We start from the raw sequence: 20,434 nt of genomic DNA on the forward strand, positions 1-20,434 counted from the left end.
CACGTGCGACTGCCGGCACGTACCCCTTTTACAGTGGGAACTTGCCGGACAGTTCCAGGCTGGCGGCGCAGGTCCAGGCGTCCAGGCGCTCGTCGTCGGTGGGACCGCCGTCGAGCGGGCTGGTGAGGCGCGGCCTGCGCACCCAGCAGCCGGCTTCCTCCGCGATCAGGGCGCCGGCCGAGAAGTCATGCTCGTTTAGCCCCCGCTCGCCATAGGCGTCATGGGTTCCATCCGCCACCATGCACAGGTCGAGGGCGGCGGAACCAAGGCGGCGGACATCGGCAAAGCCGTCCATCAAGGCACCGAAGGCCGCAGCCTGTTGGACGCGGATCCCGGGCTCGTAGCTGAACCCGGTGGCCAGGATCTGCCCGGTGCGCCCCGGAACCGGCCCGTCGAGCCTGGTGACGGTGCCCCGCTCCTCCAGCCACGCACCGTGGCCGCGGGCAGCGTAGTACACCCGGCCCAGCGCTGGCGCGTTCACGACGCCGGCCTGCCAGACGCCGTCGGCATCCGCCACGGCCACGGAGGTGGCGTAGTAGACGATGTTGCGGATGAAGTTGGTGGTGCCATCCAGGGGGTCGATGGACCAGCGGTAGCCGGTGGGGTGGGCAGCGCGGGTGGTTCCCTGTTCCTCACCCGTGACGCTGTCGCCTGGGCGGGCAGCGGAAATGACATCCCGCACGGCATTTTCGGCAGCGACGTCATAGGCGGTCACCCAGTCCCCCGCCGCTCCCTTGTTGCTTGCGTCCAGGGCCTTGCCATCCCGGCCGGACAGGACCTTGGCGCCTGCTGCCGCAGCCTGTTTGGCCACCTCCAGGAGCTCCGAAGCGGATGTCATGCGTTTTCCTCCACCCTGTTCTCCCCGACAGTGTTCTCCCCCGGAGTGTTCTCCCCCGCGGTGGCCGGCAGGGTCGCCTCTTCGTTGCCGTCGTCGTCTGCTTCTTCTACGCTGCTGGCTGCTCCTGTGTCCGCTGCTGCCCCGTCACCCAAAGCTGCCGGGCCACCGTCGAGCAATTGCCGGAACCCGTCCTCATCCAGCACCCGGATTCCGAGCTGCTCTGCCTTGTCCAGCTTGCTGCCGGCGCTTTCGCCGGCCACCACGTAGCTGGTGTTCTTGGAAACGGAGCCCGCGGCCTTGCCGCCCCGGAGCAGGATTGCCTCCTTGGCCTCGTCGCGGCTGAAGTTGGGCAGGGAGCCGGTGACCACCACGGTGAGCCCTTCGAGGGTGCGCGGCATGGACTCGTCCTGTTCGTCCTCCATGCGCACCCCGGCGGCGGCCCAGCGCTCGACGATCTCCACGTGCCAGTCCTCGGCGAACCATTCCTTCAGGGCCGCGGCGATGGTGGGCCCCACCCCGTCCACGTGGGCCAGTTCCTCCTCGGAGGCTGCGCGGATGCGGTCCATGGAGCCGAACGCCTGCGCCAGGGCCCGCGATGCGCGGGGACCAACGTGCCGGATGGACAAGGCAACCAGCACGCGCCACAAGGGCTGGGTCTTGGCCTTTTCGAGTTCCTTGAAGAGCTTCTGCGTAGTGGCCGTGGGCTTGGACGGCGACTTGGCCGTGCCCTTGCTGAAGAAGTAGGGCACCAACTCGTACTCACCCGTGGGGACCCCCTTGGCCTTTTTCTCGCGCCGGATCCTGACATCGGCCAGGTCCTCGGGCGTGAGGTCGAAGAGCCCCGCTTCGGAGGTCAGCGGCGGCACCTCAGGTTCGATGGGCTGGGTCAGGGCGATGGCGGCTTCCCAGCCCAGGGCCTCGATGTCGAACGCGCCCCTGCCGGCTACGTGGAACACCCGCTCGCGCAGCTGGGACGGGCAGGACCGGGCGTTGGGACAGCGGACGTCCACGTCCCCTTCCTTGGCCGGGGCCAGCGGTGTGCCGCAGGAGGGGCATTCAGTGGGCATGACGAAGTCGCGCACCGGGGGATCCTGCTGGTCGCGGAGATTCAGGACCGGGCCCACGATCTCGGGAATGACGTCCCCCGCTTTCCGCAGGATCACGATGTCGCCGATCTTGACACCCTTGGCCTTGACCACGTCCTGGTTGTGCAAGGTGGCCATCTCCACTGTGGATCCGGCAACCTTGACCGGCTCCATGACGCCGTAGGGGGTGACGCGGCCGGTGCGGCCCACGTTGACCTGGATGTCCAGCAGCTTGGTGTGGACTTCCTCCGGCGGATACTTGTAGGCCACGGCCCAGCGGGGAACGCGGGTGGTGTTGCCCAGGGCCCGCTGGATGGCGAAGTCATCCACCTTGATCACGATGCCGTCGATCTCATGGAGCAGCTTGTGGCGCTGGTCGCCGTACCGCTTGATGAAGCCCAGGACGTCGTCGCGGGCTTCCAGCACCTCGAAGTACGGACTGACGGGCAGGCCCCACTCCTTGAGCAACCCATACGTTTCCGACTGGCTGCCGGCCTCAAGCCCCTCCCGGGCGCCGATGCCGTGGACGAACATTTTCAGGGGCCGCTTGGCGGTCTCGGCCGGGTCCTTCTGGCGCAGCGACCCGGCGGCAGCGTTCCGGGGGTTGGCCAGTGGAGCCTTGCCGGCTTCGATCAGTGCTTCATTGAACTCCGCGAAGGCTTTGGAGGGGATGAAGACTTCACCGCGCACCTCCATCTCGGCCGGGAAGCTGCTGCCGGCCAGTTCCTGCGGGATTTCCTTGATGGTGAGCAGGTTGTGGGTGATGTCCTCACCCGTGGTGCCGTCGCCGCGGGTGGCAGCCCGAACCAGCCTGCCGTCCCGGTACAAAAGGTTGACTGCCAGGCCGTCGATCTTGAGTTCGGTCAGCCAGGCTGCCTTGGCGCCGCCGTCACCGATTTTTTCGATGCTGGCCTCGGCCCGGTTGAGCCAGGCCTCAAGCTCCTCCAGCGAGAAGACGTCCTCCAGGCTGTACATCCGCTGCAGGTGTTCCACCGGGGCGAACGCGGCGGAGACCTCGCCGCCCACTTCCTGGGTAGGTGAATCGTTGGCCACCAGTTCCGGGTGCAGCGCCTCGATCTCCTCGAGCCGGCGGAAGAGGGCGTCGAATTCGGCATCCGACACCAGCGGCGCGTCCTCCTGGTAATACGCGAACCGGTACTTTCGCACCAGATCCGCAAGGTTTTCGTATTCCTCGCGGATGGCCTCTGTGGGGACCGCCTCTGGTTCGTGCGGTGCCGTGGTCCGGGCGGCGGTCTTTTCTGCGGGTCCTGGTCCTGTGCTCACAAACCTATCTTGCCTTACACCTCCGACAGCCACCCGGCAGGCCCGCGCGGCAGGCAGGAAGCGTCGCAGCCGGAAAGCCCCGGCAGCCAGGCAGTGTTGCCGCAGGAACGGCTCAGTGCGACCGAAGCCGGTTGCGGTTCCGGGTCCACCACGCGAAGGCTCCGGCGGACACTGCCAGCAGCACCGTTCCGGCGACGATGGGCAGCAGCGCCGGGCCGTCAGGGCCATGGCCACCTGCGGGGGCAACGGCAGCCAATTGGGCAGGCGCGGCGGACCGGGTGACTGGGCTGTTCCAGTCCTGGCCGCTGGACGGGCCGGTGGGAGGCCGGTAACCGGCGGCGGCCGAGGCAGTGTCGGGGGCAGGCTCATCCGGGACTGCCGCTTCGGTCGCAGGGATCGCTGCCGGATCAAGTGCCGGGGCGACGGGCTGTGGGGGCATATTTGTCTGCGGCGGCTGGGGCTGGGCCGGCTGGGCGGGCGGCTCGGCAGGCGGCGCCGGCGGGGCCGGCGGAGCAACGGGTTCCTTGGATTTCCGAGGGCGGCCGGGCTGGCTTGAGTCCGGGCTGCCGGCAAGGATGGGCACGCAGATCAGGCCGCAGTCTGAAGGAGCCTGGGTATCTGACGCCGGGACGGGCGTGGGTTCAGCTGTGGCAGCGAGCGCCGGGCCGGCGGGGAAGAAGCCAAAGGCGAGGGCCAGGACGGCTGCGGATGCCGTTGTCGAAACGGCGTGGCGGAGCGGTGCGGACGGGGTCATTGCTACCTTTCGATGCGCGCAGCCCCCCACCACGGCTTTCTGGTGTCCCCGGTAGTCTTCTACAGCGCCCTGCGGGGCCGCAAATCCGCAGCAGTGGCGGCCCCGCAGTTATCGGGCCTGTTCAGTCCCGGTTTTCCGGTGGCAGTGCCACCTGGATTTTCCGCGCCTTGCCGCGTCCCACCACATAGCCGCGGCCGGGGATGAACTCCGGACTGACGCGGCCCAGGGAAGTGTTGAGCAGGCTGTCGCCCTCGATGTCCCCCGGGTTGAGCAGCAGCCCGCGGCGGCCGGATTTGAAGGGTTGGGCAAGCTGCCACGCACTGGACCAGGTGGAGGACTCGGACTCCCCCACTACCCACTGGTCCGCCTTCAGCGACGCCGTCACCAGCTGCGCCACGCCCGATTCGGCGATGGTGTCGGTGAACTCGGTCAGGCCTTCGATGAAGAAGGCCACCGTTCCCGGGTTCCCGGTGGAGTGTTCCACCAGGTCCTCCACCACCTCGGCGAGATCGTCCGGCCCCACCACGGAACGGTTCCAGATGGGAAGGGAGGCCACGGCGGACCGGCGGGACCCGAGGTAGATCAGCTCAGTGGCGAGGTTGGACCGCCGCAGCGCGTAGGCCAGGGTGACCAGGGCTACGGTCCGCCCGGCACCGGGCGGGCCGGCCAGCAGCAGCGGGCCACGTGCCATGATCTCGGCGGGCTGGAGTGACTCGTCGTCCACGCCGATGACGGGCAGGTCCTGGCTCCCGGCGGGCAGGACGTCCAGGTCCACCTGCTCGGGAAGCCGTTCGATGCCGGGGGCGGTACCCAGCCCCTGCCGCAGCATGGCTTCGCTGAGCTTGTGCACTTCCCGGGCCTGCAGGGCCAGGTTCGAGTTGCCGCCCAGGACGGCCAGCTGGACTTCGAGTCCGTCCAGGAGTCCGCGGCCCGGAGGTGAGTTGGCGGTGAGGACGTCCCTGGGCACGTCCATGGATATGTAGTCGTCCTCGTTGGACAGCCGCAGGACCAGCCGCCGCTGGATGGAGGCCAGCAGCGACGCGGGGACGGCGTTGGGCCGGTCTCCCGTGACCACCAGGTGGATGCCCAGCGTCCGGCCGTCCGTAGCCAGCTGCAGGAAAATGTCCCAGAGGCCGGAGAGCTTGCTGTGTTCGTAGGCCTCCCGGAAGGCAGACATGCCGTCCACCAGCACGAAGATGCGTTTCTCGTCCGGCCGGTTGGCCAGCTTCCGGTACTCCACGATGGTGGAGGCACGGACCTCGGCGAACTGGGCGGCCCGCAGCTCTGCGATGTCCCGCAGGAGGCGCAGCAGCCGCCCGACGCGTTCCACGTCGTCGCCGTTGATGATCTCGCCAACATGCGGAAGCTCCTCAAGCATCCGCAGCCCGGCGGAGCCGCAGTCGATGCCGTACACGTGCACGGGCCCGCCGCGCGGGGTGACCGCGGCTGCGATGGCGATGCCCCGCAGGGCCGCGGACTTGCCCGAGCCACCGGTGCCGTAGATGGCCATGTTTCCATCCCGGTCCGGTTCGTAGAACACGGTGGGCTGGTCCTGGTGGACGGGATCGTCGGCCACACCGAGCAGCAGCTGTTCGTCGGTGCGCGGGTTGGGGAGCTTGGAGAAGTCGTAGGTCTTGGCCAGCTCATCGAGCCACGGTTTACGCGGCGGCTGGATGGCCAGGGTGTCCGCGGCGTGCACGATGGTGGAGGTCATCCTGGCGATGTCGTTGGGGCCGGCCGGTTCCTGGGCCACAGGCTTGTCCGGTGCGGGTGCCTCCCAGCTGGGACCGGAACCGAAGGCCATCTCCACGATGTCGATCTGCGGCCGCTGCGGCTTGTCAGTGGTCCAGCCGCCGGCGTAGCCGGTCTGGAACCCCTGGATACGGCCGGGGCCGGTCTTGGCGGCGCCGCGGCCGGGAATGGCGGGGTCGAAGTAGGCCGCATCCGGGACGCCCAGGATGTCGGTGGCGTCGTCCTCGTCCGCCATGCGCAATGCCACCCGGAGGTTGGTGTTGGCGCGCAGGTTGTCCTTGATGACGCCGGCCGGTCGCTGGGTGGCAAGGATCAGGTGCAGGCCCAGGGAGCGGCCACGGGCGGCCACGTCCACCACGCCGTCAACGAACTCGGGAACATCGTTGGCCAGGGCCGCGAACTCGTCCACGATGATGATCAGGTACGGCGGCGCCTCGGGGTCGGCCTCACGCTGCAGGGCCAGCAGGTCCTTGGCCTTTTTCCGGTTCAGCAGCTGCTCCCGGTAGTGCAGCTCGGCCCGCAGCGATGTGAGGGCGCGGCGCACCAGGTGCGGGGACAGGTCCGTCACCAGGCCCACGGTGTGCGGAAGGTTGATGCAGTCCGCGAAGGCGGCGCCGCCCTTGTAGTCCACGAACAGGAAGCTGACCCGGTCCGGGCTGTAGGCCGCGGCCATGCCCATCACCCAGGACTGCAGGAACTCGGATTTACCGGCGCCGGTGGTGCCGCCCACCAGCGCGTGCGGCCCCTCGTTCTTCAGGTCCAGATACAGCGGTTCGATGCCCTTTGACCCCACCAAGGCCCGGAGCGTGCCGTTGTCCTTGCGGTTGGCCACGGCGGTGGCGTGCACGGAGTTGTTCTCCGTCCAGCGCTCCGCCACAGCCTGCGGGTTGTCCAGGAAGTCCTTGCCGATCAGGGTGGCGTAGGAGACGGCCCTGGGCAGGTCGGAGTCGTCGTTGACGGGCTTGCCCACGTCCACCACGGGAGCCAGCATCCTGGCCAGTTGGGCGGCGAGTTCAGCGTCAACGCTTTCGCAGCTGACGGGGTAGGTGTGGCGGCCCAGGCGGACCTGGCCGGTGGTGGTGCCGTGCTCGCCGTCCACCACCATGAAGTCGCGGCAGGCTGCAGGAAGGGCCTGGATGTCGGTGGCCACCCACAGGACATGGACACCTGAGTCGGGACCGCGTTCCGCGAGCCGGGTGAGGCGGCCGCGGTCCACCGGGGCGTCGTCTTCCACGATGACCAGCACGGACGGCAGGACCGGTTCCTCGAGCTCATGCTTGACCGGGTCGATGCCGGGACGCAGCTCCGGCGCAGTCCGTTTGGCCGCCGCCTCACGGGCATCCACCAGGTCCTCGAGGCGGGCCAGCAGCGACGACCCGCCGGCCGACCCGGCAGCAAGGTGGTCTCCGCCCAGCGGACTGTGGCCGGAGCCAACGTGCGGCAGCCACTGCAGCCAGTTCCAGCGCTCACGCGATTGTGCGGAAGTGATGGCGGTGAGAACTACTTCAGCCGGCGAGTGCAGGCCCACCAGCTGCAGCACCATGCCGCGGGCAACGTCGTCCACCAGGCCGCGGGCTCCAGCGATGCCCAGGGCGCCGGAGGTGCGCAGCTGGGAGACCACGGGAACGCCTTCGATCTCGCTGAACTGCTTGATGCAGTCCTGGATTTCGCGGGCGTACTGGACCTCGGTGTCGTTGTTGGACGGTTCCTCAAGGGGGATGCGGGACGGCGCGGTGCCCAGTCCGAAGCGCAGGCCCAGGAAGGAGGAGTGCTCCGGCCGGTGCGTCCACAGCAGCGGCCCCAGCTTGTAGATGGCGTCCACGGTGTCGCTGACGGACGGTGCCTCCTGGAGCCGGACGGCCCGTTCCACCTGCTGCAGCTCGGTGAGGTCCTGCCGGAAGGCGGCCATGGAAGCCCGGAACTGCTTGAGCTGCTCCTTTTGCTGCTTCCGGGTCCGCATCTTTGTGTCAACGTAGTGGCCCACGATGAACAGGGGCATCATCAGCATGAACACCATGGACAGCACGTTCTGCGTGACCGCGAAGATAACCGCGCCCATCATCAGGGGCGCCACCAGCATGATGTACGGAAATGGCTGGTCCTCGGGCCGCTTGGGCCCTGAGGGAAGGACGCGCTTGGGTACCTCGAAGCGGGGCACCACGCGCGGGGAACGGTTGAAGTCCACCAGGGGCGACGTCGGCGCTGCCGCGTGGTTGTGCCCCAGCGGCACCACCGTGACGGTGGTGTCCCCCAGGGTCACGGTGTCGGAGGAGTTGAGGGTGGCGCGGGTGACGGGCAGGCCGTCCATGAGGAGCCCGTTGGCGGAGTTGGTGTCCACGATTTCGATGCTCTCGCCCACCGTGATCCGGGCGTGCCGCTTGGAGGTGAGCGGGTCCGTCAACCGGATGTCCACGTCCCGGTCCCGGCCGATGTAGCTGGTGCCGGTGGGCAGCGAAAATTCGCGGCCGACGTCGGGCCCGGACAGCACCCGCAGGGTGGCCGCTGCCGGCCCCCGGTTGGCCCCTGGCTCGTGGAACTGTTCGCTCACCTGGGCCAGTGAAACCACGGAGCCGGGGCGGAGGCCCGATTCGAGGAGGTTGTCCTGGCGGGCCAGGATGTTGCCGCTGATTCCGGCGCCCACGAAGGCTTCATCGATCCGCAGCGAAAGGTTGTCCGGCGCAGGAGTGCCCTTGCGGTCCGGGTCCGCAGCCCAGAGCACGGTGGCGATATCGGCTACGGTGGCCATGCCGTCCACCGTGACGGCCAGGTCCTTGGCGTCGGCGGGTTCGCGGCGGAGTGTCAGCCGGATCCTCATCCTTCGTCCACGCCCCTCATCTTTTCGAGCAGGTACAGGTCATCGGGTGTTACCAGGTGGGTGGTGACGGCGTGTTCCACCAGGCGGGCGCGGCGGTTGGTGGCCAGCTTGCCGCCGCCGCCGCGCAGCCCCACCACGCCCACGCGGTCCAGCTTGTCGCAGACGTTGTCGAGTTTGCGGTTGAAGCGGGTCAGCGCCCACCCAAGGGTCTTGGCGGCCGCCGCCGAGGACGGGATGGTGCTGAAGCCGGTGCCTTCGCGCCGCAGTACCGGCTCGGCGAGCGCCACGATCAGTGCCTTCTGAGCATCGGTGAAGACCACGGGGCCGATGGTGGTGTCCCCGCTGCTGGCGTCTTCCCTGGCTTCCTGCCGGAACGACGGCGTCTTCAGGTGCACGGCGAATTCGTAGGTGGTAGGTCCGGCCGTGAAGATCACATTGGTGTGGCTGAACACCAGCGGAATCCGGGCGCCGGGTGACAGCCAGGCCTGCATGCCGCCCGATGCGTCGGCAACGGTGGCGGAGAGCATGCTGCCCACGTTGCTGAGCCACCAGATCCCGTCATACCGGGCCACTTGCAGGAACTGCCGGTGCAGGTAAGGGTTGTCGTCCACTTCCAGGTCGCCCTCGCGGCCGATATTGAAGATGTCCTCGTCCGATGGCTCATACCATTCGCCGCAGAAATCGATTGCTAGATCCCCCACGATCCACGCCTCCTCAAGGCAGAATTTTTCCGTTGACCGGAGTACTGGTGGTGTGCTGTTGCCCGGTGCCGGGGCCGGGATGTCATGCGCTGGTCGGGTGACATCACTGGCCGGTGCAGGCGATGGAGTTCTCCTCCATGGGTGAGAATGCGCCGTCCGAGCGGACGATCATTACCTGGATGCAGGTCTGCCCGGTGGGGTTGGGCCGGATCTTGACCGGCGGCTTATCCACGGCGTGGAACTCAGCGCTGTTCCCGCCCATGGTGTACACCTTCCACTTGTAGGTGTCCCCTTCCTTAGGCTGCGGGTTGGTCCAGGTGAAGCTGGCCTCCCCGTCGCCGCCGATGGATCCCTTAAGGCCTTCCACGTCGGGCACCGTGCCGTTGTCCAAAGCGTCCGCTGGGGACTTGGTTACCTGCTGGGTGGGCACAGGCTTGGGTGTGCCCGGGGCCGTGTTGGCCACCACGATGCCCACCACAGCCGCCAGCGCCAGGAGGGTGCCGCCGGTGACTGCCAGCCAGAGGTTGCGTTTGCCGTGGTCGGCTTCCGGCGCCGCCTCCGGCTCGTCCACTTTTACGGCCCGCTGGACTGTTGCGTCGGCGGTGTAGGCGTCCTGCCATGCGTCGGTTACCGGCGCACCGTAGTTCACCGCCCCCGGGCTGCCGCGCAGGACGGTGGACTGGGCCCACTCACCCTGCCCGCCGCCGTCGGCCGTTTCTGTTCCGGCGGAGGCCGCTCCTGCCGGACTTGCCGGGATGGAGGGCACTGCCGGGGCGGCGCGCCATTGGCTGGGTGCTGCCGGAGTGAAGGCCGACGGCGGGAGGGCGCCTCCCCTGCGTCCGGTCGCATCGGTCTGGGCACCGGGAAGATTTACGCCCGGAAGGTTGGCGCCGGGTGTGTTGGGTCGGGTGCGTGCCGGGAAGGTGGGGGCGCTGCCGGTGCCTTCCGGGTCGATGGCGGCGATGCTGCGGACGCGGGTCTCTTCGGTGCCGTCGTCCGGGTGGCCCTCGTCCTGCTGGGGCTCCTCCAGGACCTCGAAGGGCGTGACGGAGAGGTTGAGCTCGGCCTGGATGCGCTGCAGGGCCAAGGCGAAGGCATGGGCCGAGGAGTACCGGGACTGCGGTGATTTGGCCATGGCCGTCGCCAGTGCCAGTTCCAGGGACTCCGGGACATCCGCACGGCCCAGCCGCGGCAGGGCCGTGTTGCTGATGCGGTTGATCAGTTCGCGCTGGGAGTTGTCCGCCCCGGGCATCACGAAGGGCGAGCGGCCAGCCAGCAGCGTGTAAAGGGTGGCGCCAAGCGCCCACACGTCCACCATGACGCCGTCCACGGGGCCGTCCCGGAACTGCTCCGGCGGGGACCACGGAATGGACATCCCGGAGTCGTCGTCCGATTCCCCGGCGAGGGTGCCGGAGATGCCGAAGTCGGTGAGGGCAGGGCGGTTGTAGTCCGTGACCAGGATGTTGGCGGGCTTGATGTCGCGGTGGGCGATGCCGGCACGGTGGGCTGTCTCGACGGCGGAGGCAACCTGGATGCCCACCGCCAGGACTTCGTCCACACTGAAGCGCTGCCGCCGGTACCGCACGTCAAGGCTGGGCCGGGAGCAGTACTCCATGGCCAGGTAGGAGTGCCCGTCATCCGTCACTTCCGCTTCAAAAATGGTGACAATGTACGGATGCGAGGACAGCTGGGCCATGAGGTTGGCTTCGGATTCGAACCTACGCCGGGCGCCCTCAGTCTTCAGGTCGGAGAGCAGCACCTTGACCGCCACCTTTCGGCGCGGCCTGTCCTGTTCGTAGAGGTAGACATCGGAGAAGCCGCCGGATCCCAGCAGGCTGATGTAGGTGAACCCCGGAATGCGGGGCGGCGGCGCAACGGGCCGTTTGGAACTCACGGAATCTCCTCAAAACGCAGTGAGATGTTGTCGCCCAGCTCCGCGATGTCGCCGTCGAGCAGGATGGCCATCTCGTTTTGGGCCAGGCGTCGCGGCGGCTGGCCTTCGCGGACCAGGACGGTGCCGTTGGTGGCTTTGAGATCGCAGAGCATGACGTGCCAGCCCTCGAGCCGCACCTCAACGTGGGACCGGGAGATGTCCCCGCCCGGGCTCGCCACCTGCACGAGGCGCGGCATGACCCCGCCCTGGACCCGGGACACGGAGGGCTGGCGGCCGATGACCATTGATTGGTCCAGGTCCAGGAGTTCCCCGGTGGACAGCCGCATCCGGCCCAGCCGGGGGCGTGCCACCTGAACGGCATCGGGCAACAGCGCCGAACCGCAGGCGTTGCAGTGTGCACGGGTTGGCGGGTTGGCGTGGCCCTGCGGACAGACGCGCGCCAGTACCAGCGGACCGTCGCCGGCATCCTGCTGCGCCTGCCGGTTCGCTGCCGGGCCGCCCGTTCCCGGGAGGCTGCTCTTCATGACCGTCTGGCCGTCGTGGTCGGGATCGAAGCCGGCCTCTGGTTGGCTCTGGGATGAGCTCTGCGCCGGGCTGGCGGGACCTCCTTGGAATGCAACGGGAGCAGGGACCGGCGGAGCCGGCGGCGTGCCGAGGGTTGGTGGCGTGCTGGGTTCCGGGGTGGGTGTTGTCGCTGCTCCCCCGGTACGCCATGGGACGGAATCGATGAGGCCCGTGGAGGCGGGGCGGGGCATGGCAGCCGCCGCGCCGGTTTCGGGGCCAGCTGTGGCAGGATTGCCGGCGCCGGTGTCAGTGTCGGTGTCCGCTGCCGGACTGGAACCGGCTGCTGCACCCTGCAGGCCGGCGTTCTCCGCCGAACCAAGGGCGGCCAGCGGTTCGGCTGCAGGCAGTGCTGGCGGTTGCTGTGGGACCACGTGGCCGGAGTCTGCATCGGGTTCCTCGCGCACCGCCGCGTCCTCGATGTTCCGCATGACGGTGCGGTCCCAGAGGTGGTCGTAGGAGCTGGTGAGTTCCTCGGCCGGAGGGGCATCGCCTGGGTCAGCCTGCAGCCCGTCCGGCCCGGCAGTTCCGTCGCCACCCGGTCCGTCGCCAACCGGTTCCGGAGTGGCAGGCTCCTCCAGCAGTTCCTCGTCGGCGTCGATGATGGCGCCCGGAGCGATGGTGGCGTCGGGGTCAAGGCCTTCGAGGTCAGGGCCTTCGAGGTCACCAGCATCGGCGGCGAACGCCTGGGGCAGGTTCGCGTCTTCCGCGCGTTCCCCGTCCGGCGCCTCGTCCAGGTCGTCATTCAAGTCAGCGACCGGGTCCTCAACCGGGTCCGCGTTCAGGTCCTCGTCGATCACCCCCACCACAGTCCCGGCAACATGGCCAGCGCCGCCGCTACCGTCGACTTCGCCGGCAACGTCGACTTCGCTGGCAGCGTCCACTTCACCGGCAGCGTCCACTTCACCGGCAGCGTTGACGGCGAAAGGGCCGTCGGGGGCGGTAGGAGCATGCCCTGCTTCTGGACCGCTCGCAGGCGCCGCGCCTGTGACCACGGCGGTGCCTGCGCCCGCCGCGGTGCCAGCATCAGCAACAGCGCCATCGACGGCGGCAGGGCCTGGGCGCGCCCCGAAGGTCAGCGACCGCAGCAGCACCACGCCCTCCCCCAGCGGCAGCCGGGGACCCTCAGCGGTCCCGGCGTCACCGGCGCCTGCAGCCCCGCCGTCCGCGACACCCAGCCTGCACGTGCCGGCCACCACGAACTTGCGTTCGTTCCAGGTGGTCACGTCCCTGCCGTCGAGGTCCACGGCGCCGCCGGGCTGCTCGACGGTGAGGTCGACCGCGCCCCGCAGGAAGACCCGCAGCGACCCGTTGAAGTCAAGGATGGCGAAGGATGGTATGTGGGTAAGCGAACCGCCGGAGCTGCTGGTCACGGCGGCCAGGACCTCGTGGGGCTCGGGTCCGCCGGCAAGGAGTTCCCACAGCGCGCCGGCCAGTTCAGCGGGCGCCTCCGGCCCCAACAGGACTGCAGTGCGGGACCGGACGATCCCCAGCCAGCCGCCGGGAATGTAGCTAGCGCCGGTCATCGCCCGGTTCCCCCTCCAGCGAAGTGCCGTCGACCAGCCCGGTGCCGTTCTCCAGTGCCGTGCCGTCCACCAGTGGTTCGGGCAGCGGTTCCGTTATGGCCTCGGAGGACTGCGGACGCGGCAGCGTCACTTCGTCCCCGTCAGCTGTGGTGTGGCGGGGCGCCGTGGTGCCTGCGCCGTCGTCGTTCGCCACGTTGTGTGCGTCCACAACGATGGCGGTGACGTTGTCACGGCCGCCGCTGCGCAGGGCCGCCTGGATCAGGGCGTCCACGGCCTCCTGCGGGTCGGCCAGGGTGCTGAGGATACGGAGGATGTCATCGTCTGCCAGTTCGCCGGTCAGGCCGTCGGAGCAGACCAGCACGCGATCGCCTTCCTCGACCGGGAGGAGCCAGTAGTCCGCCTCCGTCTCATCCCCTGTCCCAAGGGCGCGCGTGACGACGTTCCGGCGCGGGTGGACGGTGGCTTCCTGGGCGGTGATTTCGCCCGCGTCCACGAGCTCCTGGACTTCGGAGTGGTCCACGCTGATTTGCTCGAACCGTCCCAGGCTGAGCCGGTAGGTGCGGGAGTCGCCGATGTTCATCACCAGCCAGTAGGGCATGCCCATCTGTTCCACAACGACGGCGCCCGTCAGCGTGGTACCGGCGCGGGCCCCGGCGGCTTCACGGATGGAGGCGTCGGCACGGACCAGGTACTGCTGGAGGACGGATGCCGTGATGTTCCGCTCCCCCGTGGCGACCTGGGGCATCTCGGCCAGCGTACGCACGCACAGGCCGCTGGCAATTTCGCCGGCTTCGTGGCCGCCCATGCCGTCAGCCACGGCGAAGACGGGATCGGCTGCGATGTACGAATCCTCGTTCAGTTCCCGGCGGAGCCCCCTGTCCGTCCCGTAACCGCAGGAGAGGCTAAGGCCCGGCCCCGGCTCGATGGTGGAGGAAACACTGGCGGGGTGCTGGTTCATGCCTGTCCTAGGTAAAAGGTACGGTCTCCAAAGTGCACGCTGGATCCCGGGGTAACAAACGTGGGGACGCCCGGCACCAAGGGGGTGCGCAGGCCGTCCGGGGTGGTGACGGCGCTTCCGTTGGTTGAGTGCCGGTCCGTCACCCAGATGCCGGCACCGTCAGTAAGCAGGTGCAGGTGGGTTTTCGAAATGGATCGGCCGGGATCGTCCACGGCCAGCAGCTGCGCATGCTGCTCCCCGGTTTGTCCCACGGGGTTGCGGCCCACCAGGACGCTGCGGTCCAGCTGGAAGTCCCGGCCGTCGTCCAGGCGGATGCGCAGGACTGCCACTTGGGCCGGGGCACCGCTGCCGGGGCGCACCTGGGTGCGCTCAACGTCGTCGTCCACATGCGGCGGGGGCACGCGGTGACCGGAGGGAGCGCCCGTAGGAGGGACCCCCTGGGCGGCACCTTGTTCGAAGCCCGACGGCGAACCCGGACTACCAGCAGCCGGGGCACCGGCAGCCGGCGGAGCGAAGGATGCCGGCGAGGTGTAGGGCATGGTCTGGGACGGCATGGTGGCCGACGGCGCAGGTGCTTGGAGTGCGTGGGCTGGGGTTGCCGGGGGCGTCGCCGCTGCCTGGGGCGCGCCGGGTTGGGACGCCACCGGGGACAGCACCTGCTGGACGGGCGGAAGGTCCAAGGGTGCGAAGCTGTAGGGCCCCTGGATGCCGCCGGTGGTAATAGGATCCCGGCCCGCCTTCACGTCGAACACCAGGGTCTTGGCAGCGTTGTCATGCCAGCCGCGCAGCCCGCCGCTCTTGTCCCATCGGCAGGAAACAACCACCAGCACAGCCCAGACGGCAGCCACCAGGAGCAGCGGCCCAAGAATGAACAGGGCAACGTCAAACCATTTGAACACCACCACCAGTACCGCCGCCAGCAAGGCCAGCAGGACACCCGCTCCCGTGATCAGGCCGCGCAGGAACACGGCGCCGGCGCCGGGCGCGTAACCATCCTGGTCCGCACTGCGGATGCCCATCATCAGGTTGCCGGGGGTTTTGCCGCTGCGGCCCTCCAGTCCGAGGACGACAAACAGGTAGGCCAGGGTCAGGCCGAGGCCGATGCCGCCGAACAGCACCAGGGACGACGTGTCATAGACGATGAAGCCGCCGCTCCTGGTCCGCGTTATGCCTGCGAAACCAATGGCGAAGGTCACCACCAGCACCGCTATCCCAGGCAGCCAGTCAATGACGGCAGCACCAAGCCGCTTGCCCGCCGTAGCCGGAACAAGCTGAAGGTTCACTGCCATTCCCGTTCCTCCCCCTGGAGCGGCTTCCACCTTGGTGGAACCGCCGGTCCTGCCCGGCCCGGAGCCCGTGTACATGGGACCCGTCAATGCGCTGCCCGCCGGCTGACCTGCCAGGGGCCTTTCTACTACCGGGATAGTACCGGGAATCCCCGTCGCATGCTCGGGACGCGCCTCCCTGGCAGCGCTGGGGCCGTGATCCTGAAGCGGGTCCGGAGTGCGGGTGCGGCGCGCCGCCCGGTTGGACAGCGGCGCACCGCAGGCAGTGCAGAAGGTGGCCCCGGCACGGATCTGCTGTTGGCAGCGGGGGCAGCGTTCGGCGTCGGGCGTCACTGCTGGTTTGGTCCTTGCTGGTTGGGCGCTTGCTGGTTGGGTGTTTGCTGTTGCTGCGGCGCATCAGCGTTGCCGGAGGTACGACGGCGGCGCGCGGCAAGGATCCCGGGCACCGTCGGCAGTGCCAGCCGGCCTCCGCGCAGCTTAAGGCTCTTGCCGGAGTTCATGGCCGTGCGGGCGTCGGCGAGCAGCGACCGCGGCGAGAACCGTGCCTGCTGCCGGCGCCAGAAGCCCATTCCGGAGGTCATCTCCTTAAGCGAGCCGTCAACGATGGTCCAGTACTCCCGGACCTGCTCCTCCGTGGGCTCCCCGGCGCCGAAGATTGATGCGTCCGCCCGGCGGGCCAGCATGGTGGTGGTCCCCGAGGTTGCAGGGAACGCCTCGGCCAGCACGGCGGCGCTTTCGCGCCGGGTCGACCGGGTGTCGACGGCGGCACCCAGGTCCGTCGCCAGGCTCACCACCTCGTTCCATCCCCCGCCCACACGCTGGGCGGGGAGGCCATCACGGAAACGCGACTTCCGCCGTCGTGCCTTCAGCAAAGCAATCAGCAACAGCGGCAGGGCCAGGATGACCACCGGGATGGCCGCGACACCCAGGGCGCCCAGGAGCGCGCCCCAGAACAGCCACGGGTTGTTCTTCTTCTGGTCCGCGTCCAGCGCGTCCGGCGAGGAGTCCGGCGGCAGGTCCGCCGGCTCCTGCGGCGGGGGCGGCGGCTGCAGCACCTGCGGCTTGGGCTTGGACTTGCTTTCGGGGTCCGGCGGGATGGGGATGTTGTCCTTGGGCGGGGTGGGATCGAAGCTGACCCAGCCCACCCGCTCGAACGCCACCTCCACCCAGGCGTGGACGTCCTTGCCCGTGATTTTCACTTCGCCGGCACCGTTCTCGGGGCTGGTCGGTTCAGGGTAGAAGCCCATCACCACGCGGGAGGGGATGCCCAGGTGCCGCAGAATCAGGGACATGGCCACGGCGTACTGTTCGTCGTCGCCGAGCATCTGCTTGGCCGTGAGCAGGTTGCGAATGCGGGCGGAGCCGTGGCCGGAGACGCTGGGCAACTGCCCTTCGCTCACCAAGCCGTTGCTGAACGCCCCGGTCTTCTGGAAATGCGCCTCGATCTGGCGCAGCCGGTCGATGGCCGTGGGGGCATCGGCGGACAGGTCATTCGCCTGGGAGCCCACCACCGGCGGAACCTCCAGGGGGTCCGGGAGGGAGATCTTGGCGAAGTCGTACTGGGTCAGCTGCCCGTGCTCGAGCTTGACGGGGTCGGAGACCTGGACCGTGTAGGAGTCGCCCCTGGACAGTCCGCTGGTGGTGACGGCGGTGTCCGATCCCGGATTGAAGTAGAGGCCACCAGCCGCGGCAGAACCGGGCTGGTCAAAGCTGATGCCGGTGGTCTTGCGGCCGCCGGGGACAAAGTAGCCCTGGTAGTCCTCGATGTTGATGCTGATCGAGTAGTCGTTGGTGGGCACCACGCCGGACGTATCGGCAAGCGTGTTGATGGATTTGGCGTCGCCCACCTTGCTGAAGTTGCCCGATCCGTTGGGGTCCATGTTGTAGTTGGTGCCGTTGAAGGCGTCCAGGGCCCCCAGGCGCACCCGGCCGTCGCGCGGGAGGCCCTTGACCACGAACAGGGTGTCGTCCTTCTTGTCCTTCACGTAGGTCCGGAAGCTGGCCAGCGGAGTGATGTAATCCTTGGGATCGAACGGCGGCACCACCACGTTGCGGAGGACTTTACGGTCCTCCCCGGCGCTGACCAGCGGTGCGGCCACCGCGGTGATGCCCACGCTGACGGCGATGACGCCCGCGGCCATGCCCAGCCGGCGGATCCTGGCCCGCCGTGCAGTGGCACTGTCATTCTGCGGGTTGTTCACGGCCACCCGCTTGGTGCTGTTCCGCCGCAGGGCGTCCCGGCGGAACGTTGCCCAGGCGATGCCCAGCACGGTCAGCCCAATGCCGCGCTCCAGCGTCAGGAAGGCGGCGTTGGTGCTGAAGGCGATGCCGGTGACGAACAGAACCAGCACCGGAAGGAGGGGCAGGTAGGGGCTGCGGAGCCGCCAGGTCAGGAGCGCGGCCACGAGGGCTGTGATGAGCGAGCTCAGGAACGGAACGATGAGGACGCCACCTGCCGTGCCCACCGGCACGCCGACGGTGAGCATGTCCTTCCAGGCGAAGACGACACCCAGCAGCAGGGTCCGCAGCGAGTCCAGCGAGGGAACGAAGCCGGCAATCGCAGCATCCGGCACGGCCAGCCAGGTCCCGAACACCAGGTACGCGGCCAGGGCGAGGGCGGTGGTGATCAGCAGGCCCAGGCGCAGGTGGGCGTTCGCCGCCCCGATGGCCAGGCCCAGGATGATGCCGCCGAATCCGGAGAGCAGGTAGTAGGGGTCGCCGCCGAAGCTCAGGCCGAAGCCAAGCAGGCCCAGGCCCAGCAGGACCACCAGGGCAGCGGCGTCGAGCAGGAAGTGCCAGAGGGGCTGGCCGTCTGCGAAGGCCGACGCCGTGGTGGCGGCTTTCCGGCGGGTACGGGTGGGCGGGATGGAGGTTTGCGGGGAACGGCCCGGTGCGGTGCTCATGCGGCCGCCTTTCTCAGCACGATGGCAAGGTCGGCCAGGTCGCCGAGCGTCAGGACAGTAAGGTCTGCGATGTTGGCCCGGGTGGGGGCAGCGCCCGCTTCCACCCGTACGGCGAGGCTCCGCACACCCGGAGGCACGGAGGCGGCGGCGGAACGGAGCTGGGTTGCGGTCACGTGGCTGCCCACCACGAAGAAGACCACGGAGGCGTTGGGGACGGTGTCGGCCAGGGTGCGGGCGAGGTCGACGGCGGTGCGGCGCATGGGGGTGCCGACGATCCTTGTCATGTCGTCCAGCATGTTGCGGCCGGTTTCACAGCGCAGCGGCCCCTTTTGGGTCAGGACATCCAGTTCCCGCTGTTCGCGGATGGCCTGGCGGCCGATGGAGGCAGCCACCGAAATGGCCATCTCGAACTCGGTTTCGGACGCGTATTCCTCGGTGTTGATGGACAGCGAGATGGCCAGGTGGGCGCGTCGGGTTTCCTCGAACTGGCGCACCATCAGTTTGTTGGTACGGGCCGTGGTCTTCCAGTGGATGTGCCTCCGGTCATCGCCGGGCACGTAGTCGCGCAGGGCGTGGAAGGAGACGTCGGCGCTGGAGAGTTCGGTGGTGGGCATGCCTTCGAGGTCGCGGATGAAGCCGGCGGCCGAACCTGCGAGGGCGACGGTGCGCGGGTGTACGAAGAGATCCTCCGGCTCGGTCCAGAGGACCTGGCGGCGCAGCAGGTGCAGGGGGTCTGCCCGGACGGAGCGGACCGGTCCTACCACGATGACGGCGCGCCGCGCGGTGGGGATGGTGAACAGGTCTTCGTGGACCTGTCCGGGCTTCATCCGCGGCAGGTGGAAGACGGCCGTGGTGCTGCCCACCGGCAGTTCCAGCGCGGCCGGCAGCAGCGGCCGGGCCGACGTGTTGGAGACGGCAATGCTGCCCACGGCGCTGTCCCCCACCGCAACCCGCGTACGGGCCAGGTCCAGGACCACCCCGTAGGAAGACCGGCCCAGGATGAAGGCCACCGCGATGACGAACATGGCGAACGCGGCAATGGAGGCCGCTGTGGCTTCCTGCCAGCCGAATGCCTGTCCCGTGGTCCACAGCAGGATGGCGGCGGCAAGTACGGACCAGCCCAGGATGCTGACCACGGAAAGCACCGGCCAGGCATACTTCAGCCAGGTGTCGCGGACGGCCCGCCAGGCAGGTGTCAGGGCCTGGAGGGCCGTGCTGCTGGCTTCGGACCATACCGCTGCTGGGTGCAGTCGGGTGGGGCGGCCGTTCCGGTGGAAGAGCTGGTGGAATCGCTCCGTGAGCCGGGTCAACGGGGTGCCGCTGGACGTGCCGTCGGACATAGGGGTGTGCCTTCGTTGTTGCGCTGGGATGGAGTGGTGGTGGCTGCAGCGCCAGGCTGCAGCCGGCCGGTCAGGCGTTGGTGCGCTGCTGCGGGGCTGCGACGTCGGCCAGGATCCGGGTCAGCACGGCCTCGGCGGTGGCGCCGGAGAATTCGGCTTCGGGGTCCATCACGAACCGGTGGGTCCACACCACGGAGGCCAGTTCCTTGATGTCATCCGGCAGGACGAAGTTGCGTCCCTGCGAGGCGGCCCACACCTTGGCGGCCCGCACCATGGCCAGGGCGCCGCGCACGGAGACGCCGAGCCTGGTTTCGGGAGCGTTGCGGGTTTCTTCGCACAGGCGGGAGATGTACTCCAGCACCGCGGTGTCGATGTGCGCGGTTGCGGCGAGGTCAGCCATGTCCGCCACTGCCTGGGTGGTGATGACAGCGGACAGTTCCTTGGAACGGTCCTTCAGGTTGCTGCCACCCAGGAGCCGTACGGTGGAGGCGTGGTCCGGGTAGCCGATGGACGTCTTGATCAGGAAGCGGTCCAACTGGGCTTCGGGCAGGCGGTAGGTACCGGCCTGCTCGATGGGGTTCTGGGTGGCCATGACCATGAACGGGCGGCCCGCTGAGTAGGTGACGCCGTCCACGGTGACCCGGGATTCCTCCATGACTTCAAGGAGGGCTGACTGGGTCTTGGGCGAAGCGCGGTTGATTTCATCGGCCAGGACGATGTTGTTGAAGATCGGACCA

The 20,434-nt window shown here is 68.6% G+C and carries 12 protein-coding genes and 1 pseudogene; all 13 read right to left on the reverse strand.

Features of this window, described 5'->3' with window-relative positions; translation table 11 throughout:
* Window positions 1-28: 28 nt before the first annotated feature.
* Window positions 29-838: an inositol monophosphatase family protein gene (locus tag FBY30_RS20555; protein ID WP_142134744.1), complete on the reverse strand. Its 810-nt coding sequence runs from the start codon at window positions 836-838 to the stop codon at window positions 29-31.
* Window positions 835-3,207: an NAD-dependent DNA ligase LigA gene (gene ligA, locus FBY30_RS20560; protein ID WP_142134746.1), complete on the reverse strand. Its 2,373-nt coding sequence runs from the start codon at window positions 3,205-3,207 to the stop codon at window positions 835-837. Before ligA ends, FBY30_RS20555 begins: the two co-directional genes overlap by 4 nt.
* A gap of 112 nt (window positions 3,208-3,319) precedes the next feature.
* A complete protein-coding gene (locus tag FBY30_RS20565; RefSeq protein ID WP_142134748.1) occupies window positions 3,320-3,961 on the reverse strand; it encodes a hypothetical protein in 642 nt (213 codons plus the stop codon).
* A gap of 121 nt (window positions 3,962-4,082) precedes the next feature.
* Window positions 4,083-8,528: an FtsK/SpoIIIE domain-containing protein gene (locus FBY30_RS20570; RefSeq protein WP_142134750.1), complete on the reverse strand. Its 4,446-nt coding sequence runs from the start codon at window positions 8,526-8,528 to the stop codon at window positions 4,083-4,085.
* Complete coding sequence (locus FBY30_RS20575; protein WP_142134752.1) at window positions 8,525-9,229, reverse strand: hypothetical protein; 705 nt, start codon at window positions 9,227-9,229, stop codon at window positions 8,525-8,527. Before FBY30_RS20575 ends, FBY30_RS20570 begins: the two co-directional genes overlap by 4 nt.
* 103 nt (window positions 9,230-9,332) lie before the next feature.
* Window positions 9,333-11,123 (reverse strand): serine/threonine protein kinase, encoded by a 1,791-nt coding sequence (locus FBY30_RS20580; protein ID WP_142134754.1) that lies wholly within the window; start codon window positions 11,121-11,123, stop codon window positions 9,333-9,335.
* Complete coding sequence (locus FBY30_RS20585; RefSeq protein ID WP_142134756.1) at window positions 11,120-13,210, reverse strand: FHA domain-containing protein; 2,091 nt, start codon at window positions 13,208-13,210, stop codon at window positions 11,120-11,122. Before FBY30_RS20585 ends, FBY30_RS20580 begins: the two co-directional genes overlap by 4 nt.
* On the reverse strand, window positions 13,197-14,168 hold the full coding sequence (locus tag FBY30_RS20590; RefSeq protein WP_235009522.1) for a PP2C family protein-serine/threonine phosphatase: 972 nt from the start codon (window positions 14,166-14,168) through the stop codon (window positions 13,197-13,199). The genes FBY30_RS20585 and FBY30_RS20590 overlap by 14 nt, the downstream gene beginning before the upstream one ends.
* The gene (locus FBY30_RS20595; RefSeq protein WP_235009523.1) at window positions 14,165-15,457 is read right to left on the reverse strand and encodes an RDD family protein; all 1,293 of its coding nucleotides are present in this window, start codon (window positions 15,455-15,457) and stop codon (window positions 14,165-14,167) included. Before FBY30_RS20595 ends, FBY30_RS20590 begins: the two co-directional genes overlap by 4 nt.
* A 249-nt stretch (window positions 15,458-15,706) precedes the next feature.
* A pseudogene (locus FBY30_RS21210) lies at window positions 15,707-15,787 on the reverse strand (zinc-ribbon domain-containing protein); the annotation flags it as partial.
* Entirely contained in the window at window positions 15,784-18,357 is a 2,574-nt protein-coding gene (locus FBY30_RS20600; RefSeq protein WP_142134760.1) for a transglutaminase-like domain-containing protein, read from the reverse strand. The pseudogene FBY30_RS21210 and the gene FBY30_RS20600, both read right to left, overlap by 4 nt.
* Window positions 18,354-19,697, reverse strand: coding sequence for a DUF58 domain-containing protein (locus FBY30_RS20605; protein WP_142134763.1), 1,344 nt, complete (start codon window positions 19,695-19,697; stop codon window positions 18,354-18,356). The genes FBY30_RS20600 and FBY30_RS20605 overlap by 4 nt, the downstream gene beginning before the upstream one ends.
* A gap of 70 nt (window positions 19,698-19,767) precedes the next feature.
* Window positions 19,768-20,434, reverse strand: a 667-nt coding sequence (locus tag FBY30_RS20610; protein ID WP_142134764.1) for an AAA family ATPase, incomplete at its 5' end; no start/stop codon positions are given.

Origin of the sequence: Arthrobacter sp. SLBN-83, from assembly GCF_006715285.1 — a bacterium.
Lineage (GTDB): Bacteria > Actinomycetota > Actinomycetes > Actinomycetales > Micrococcaceae > Arthrobacter.

What these genes read in the sequence shown, in the direction of transcription:
- FBY30_RS20555 (WP_142134744.1), bottom strand. Translation starts at nt 838, where the DNA reads ATGACATCCGCTTCGGAGCTCCTGGAGGTGGCCAAACAGGCTGCGGCA.
- FBY30_RS20565 (WP_142134748.1), bottom strand. Translation starts at nt 3,961, where the DNA reads ATGACCCCGTCCGCACCGCTCCGCCACGCCGTTTCGACAACGGCATCC.
- FBY30_RS20570 (WP_142134750.1), bottom strand. Translation starts at nt 8,528, where the DNA reads ATGAGGATCCGGCTGACACTCCGCCGCGAACCCGCCGACGCCAAGGAC.
- FBY30_RS20585 (WP_142134756.1), bottom strand. Translation starts at nt 13,210, where the DNA reads ATGACCGGCGCTAGCTACATTCCCGGCGGCTGGCTGGGGATCGTCCGG.
- FBY30_RS20590 (WP_235009522.1), bottom strand. Translation starts at nt 14,168, where the DNA reads ATGAACCAGCACCCCGCCAGTGTTTCCTCCACCATCGAGCCGGGGCCG.
- FBY30_RS20595 (WP_235009523.1), bottom strand. Translation starts at nt 15,457, where the DNA reads ATGGCAGTGAACCTTCAGCTTGTTCCGGCTACGGCGGGCAAGCGGCTT.
- FBY30_RS20600 (WP_142134760.1), bottom strand. Translation starts at nt 18,357, where the DNA reads ATGAGCACCGCACCGGGCCGTTCCCCGCAAACCTCCATCCCGCCCACC.
- FBY30_RS20605 (WP_142134763.1), bottom strand. Translation starts at nt 19,697, where the DNA reads ATGTCCGACGGCACGTCCAGCGGCACCCCGTTGACCCGGCTCACGGAG.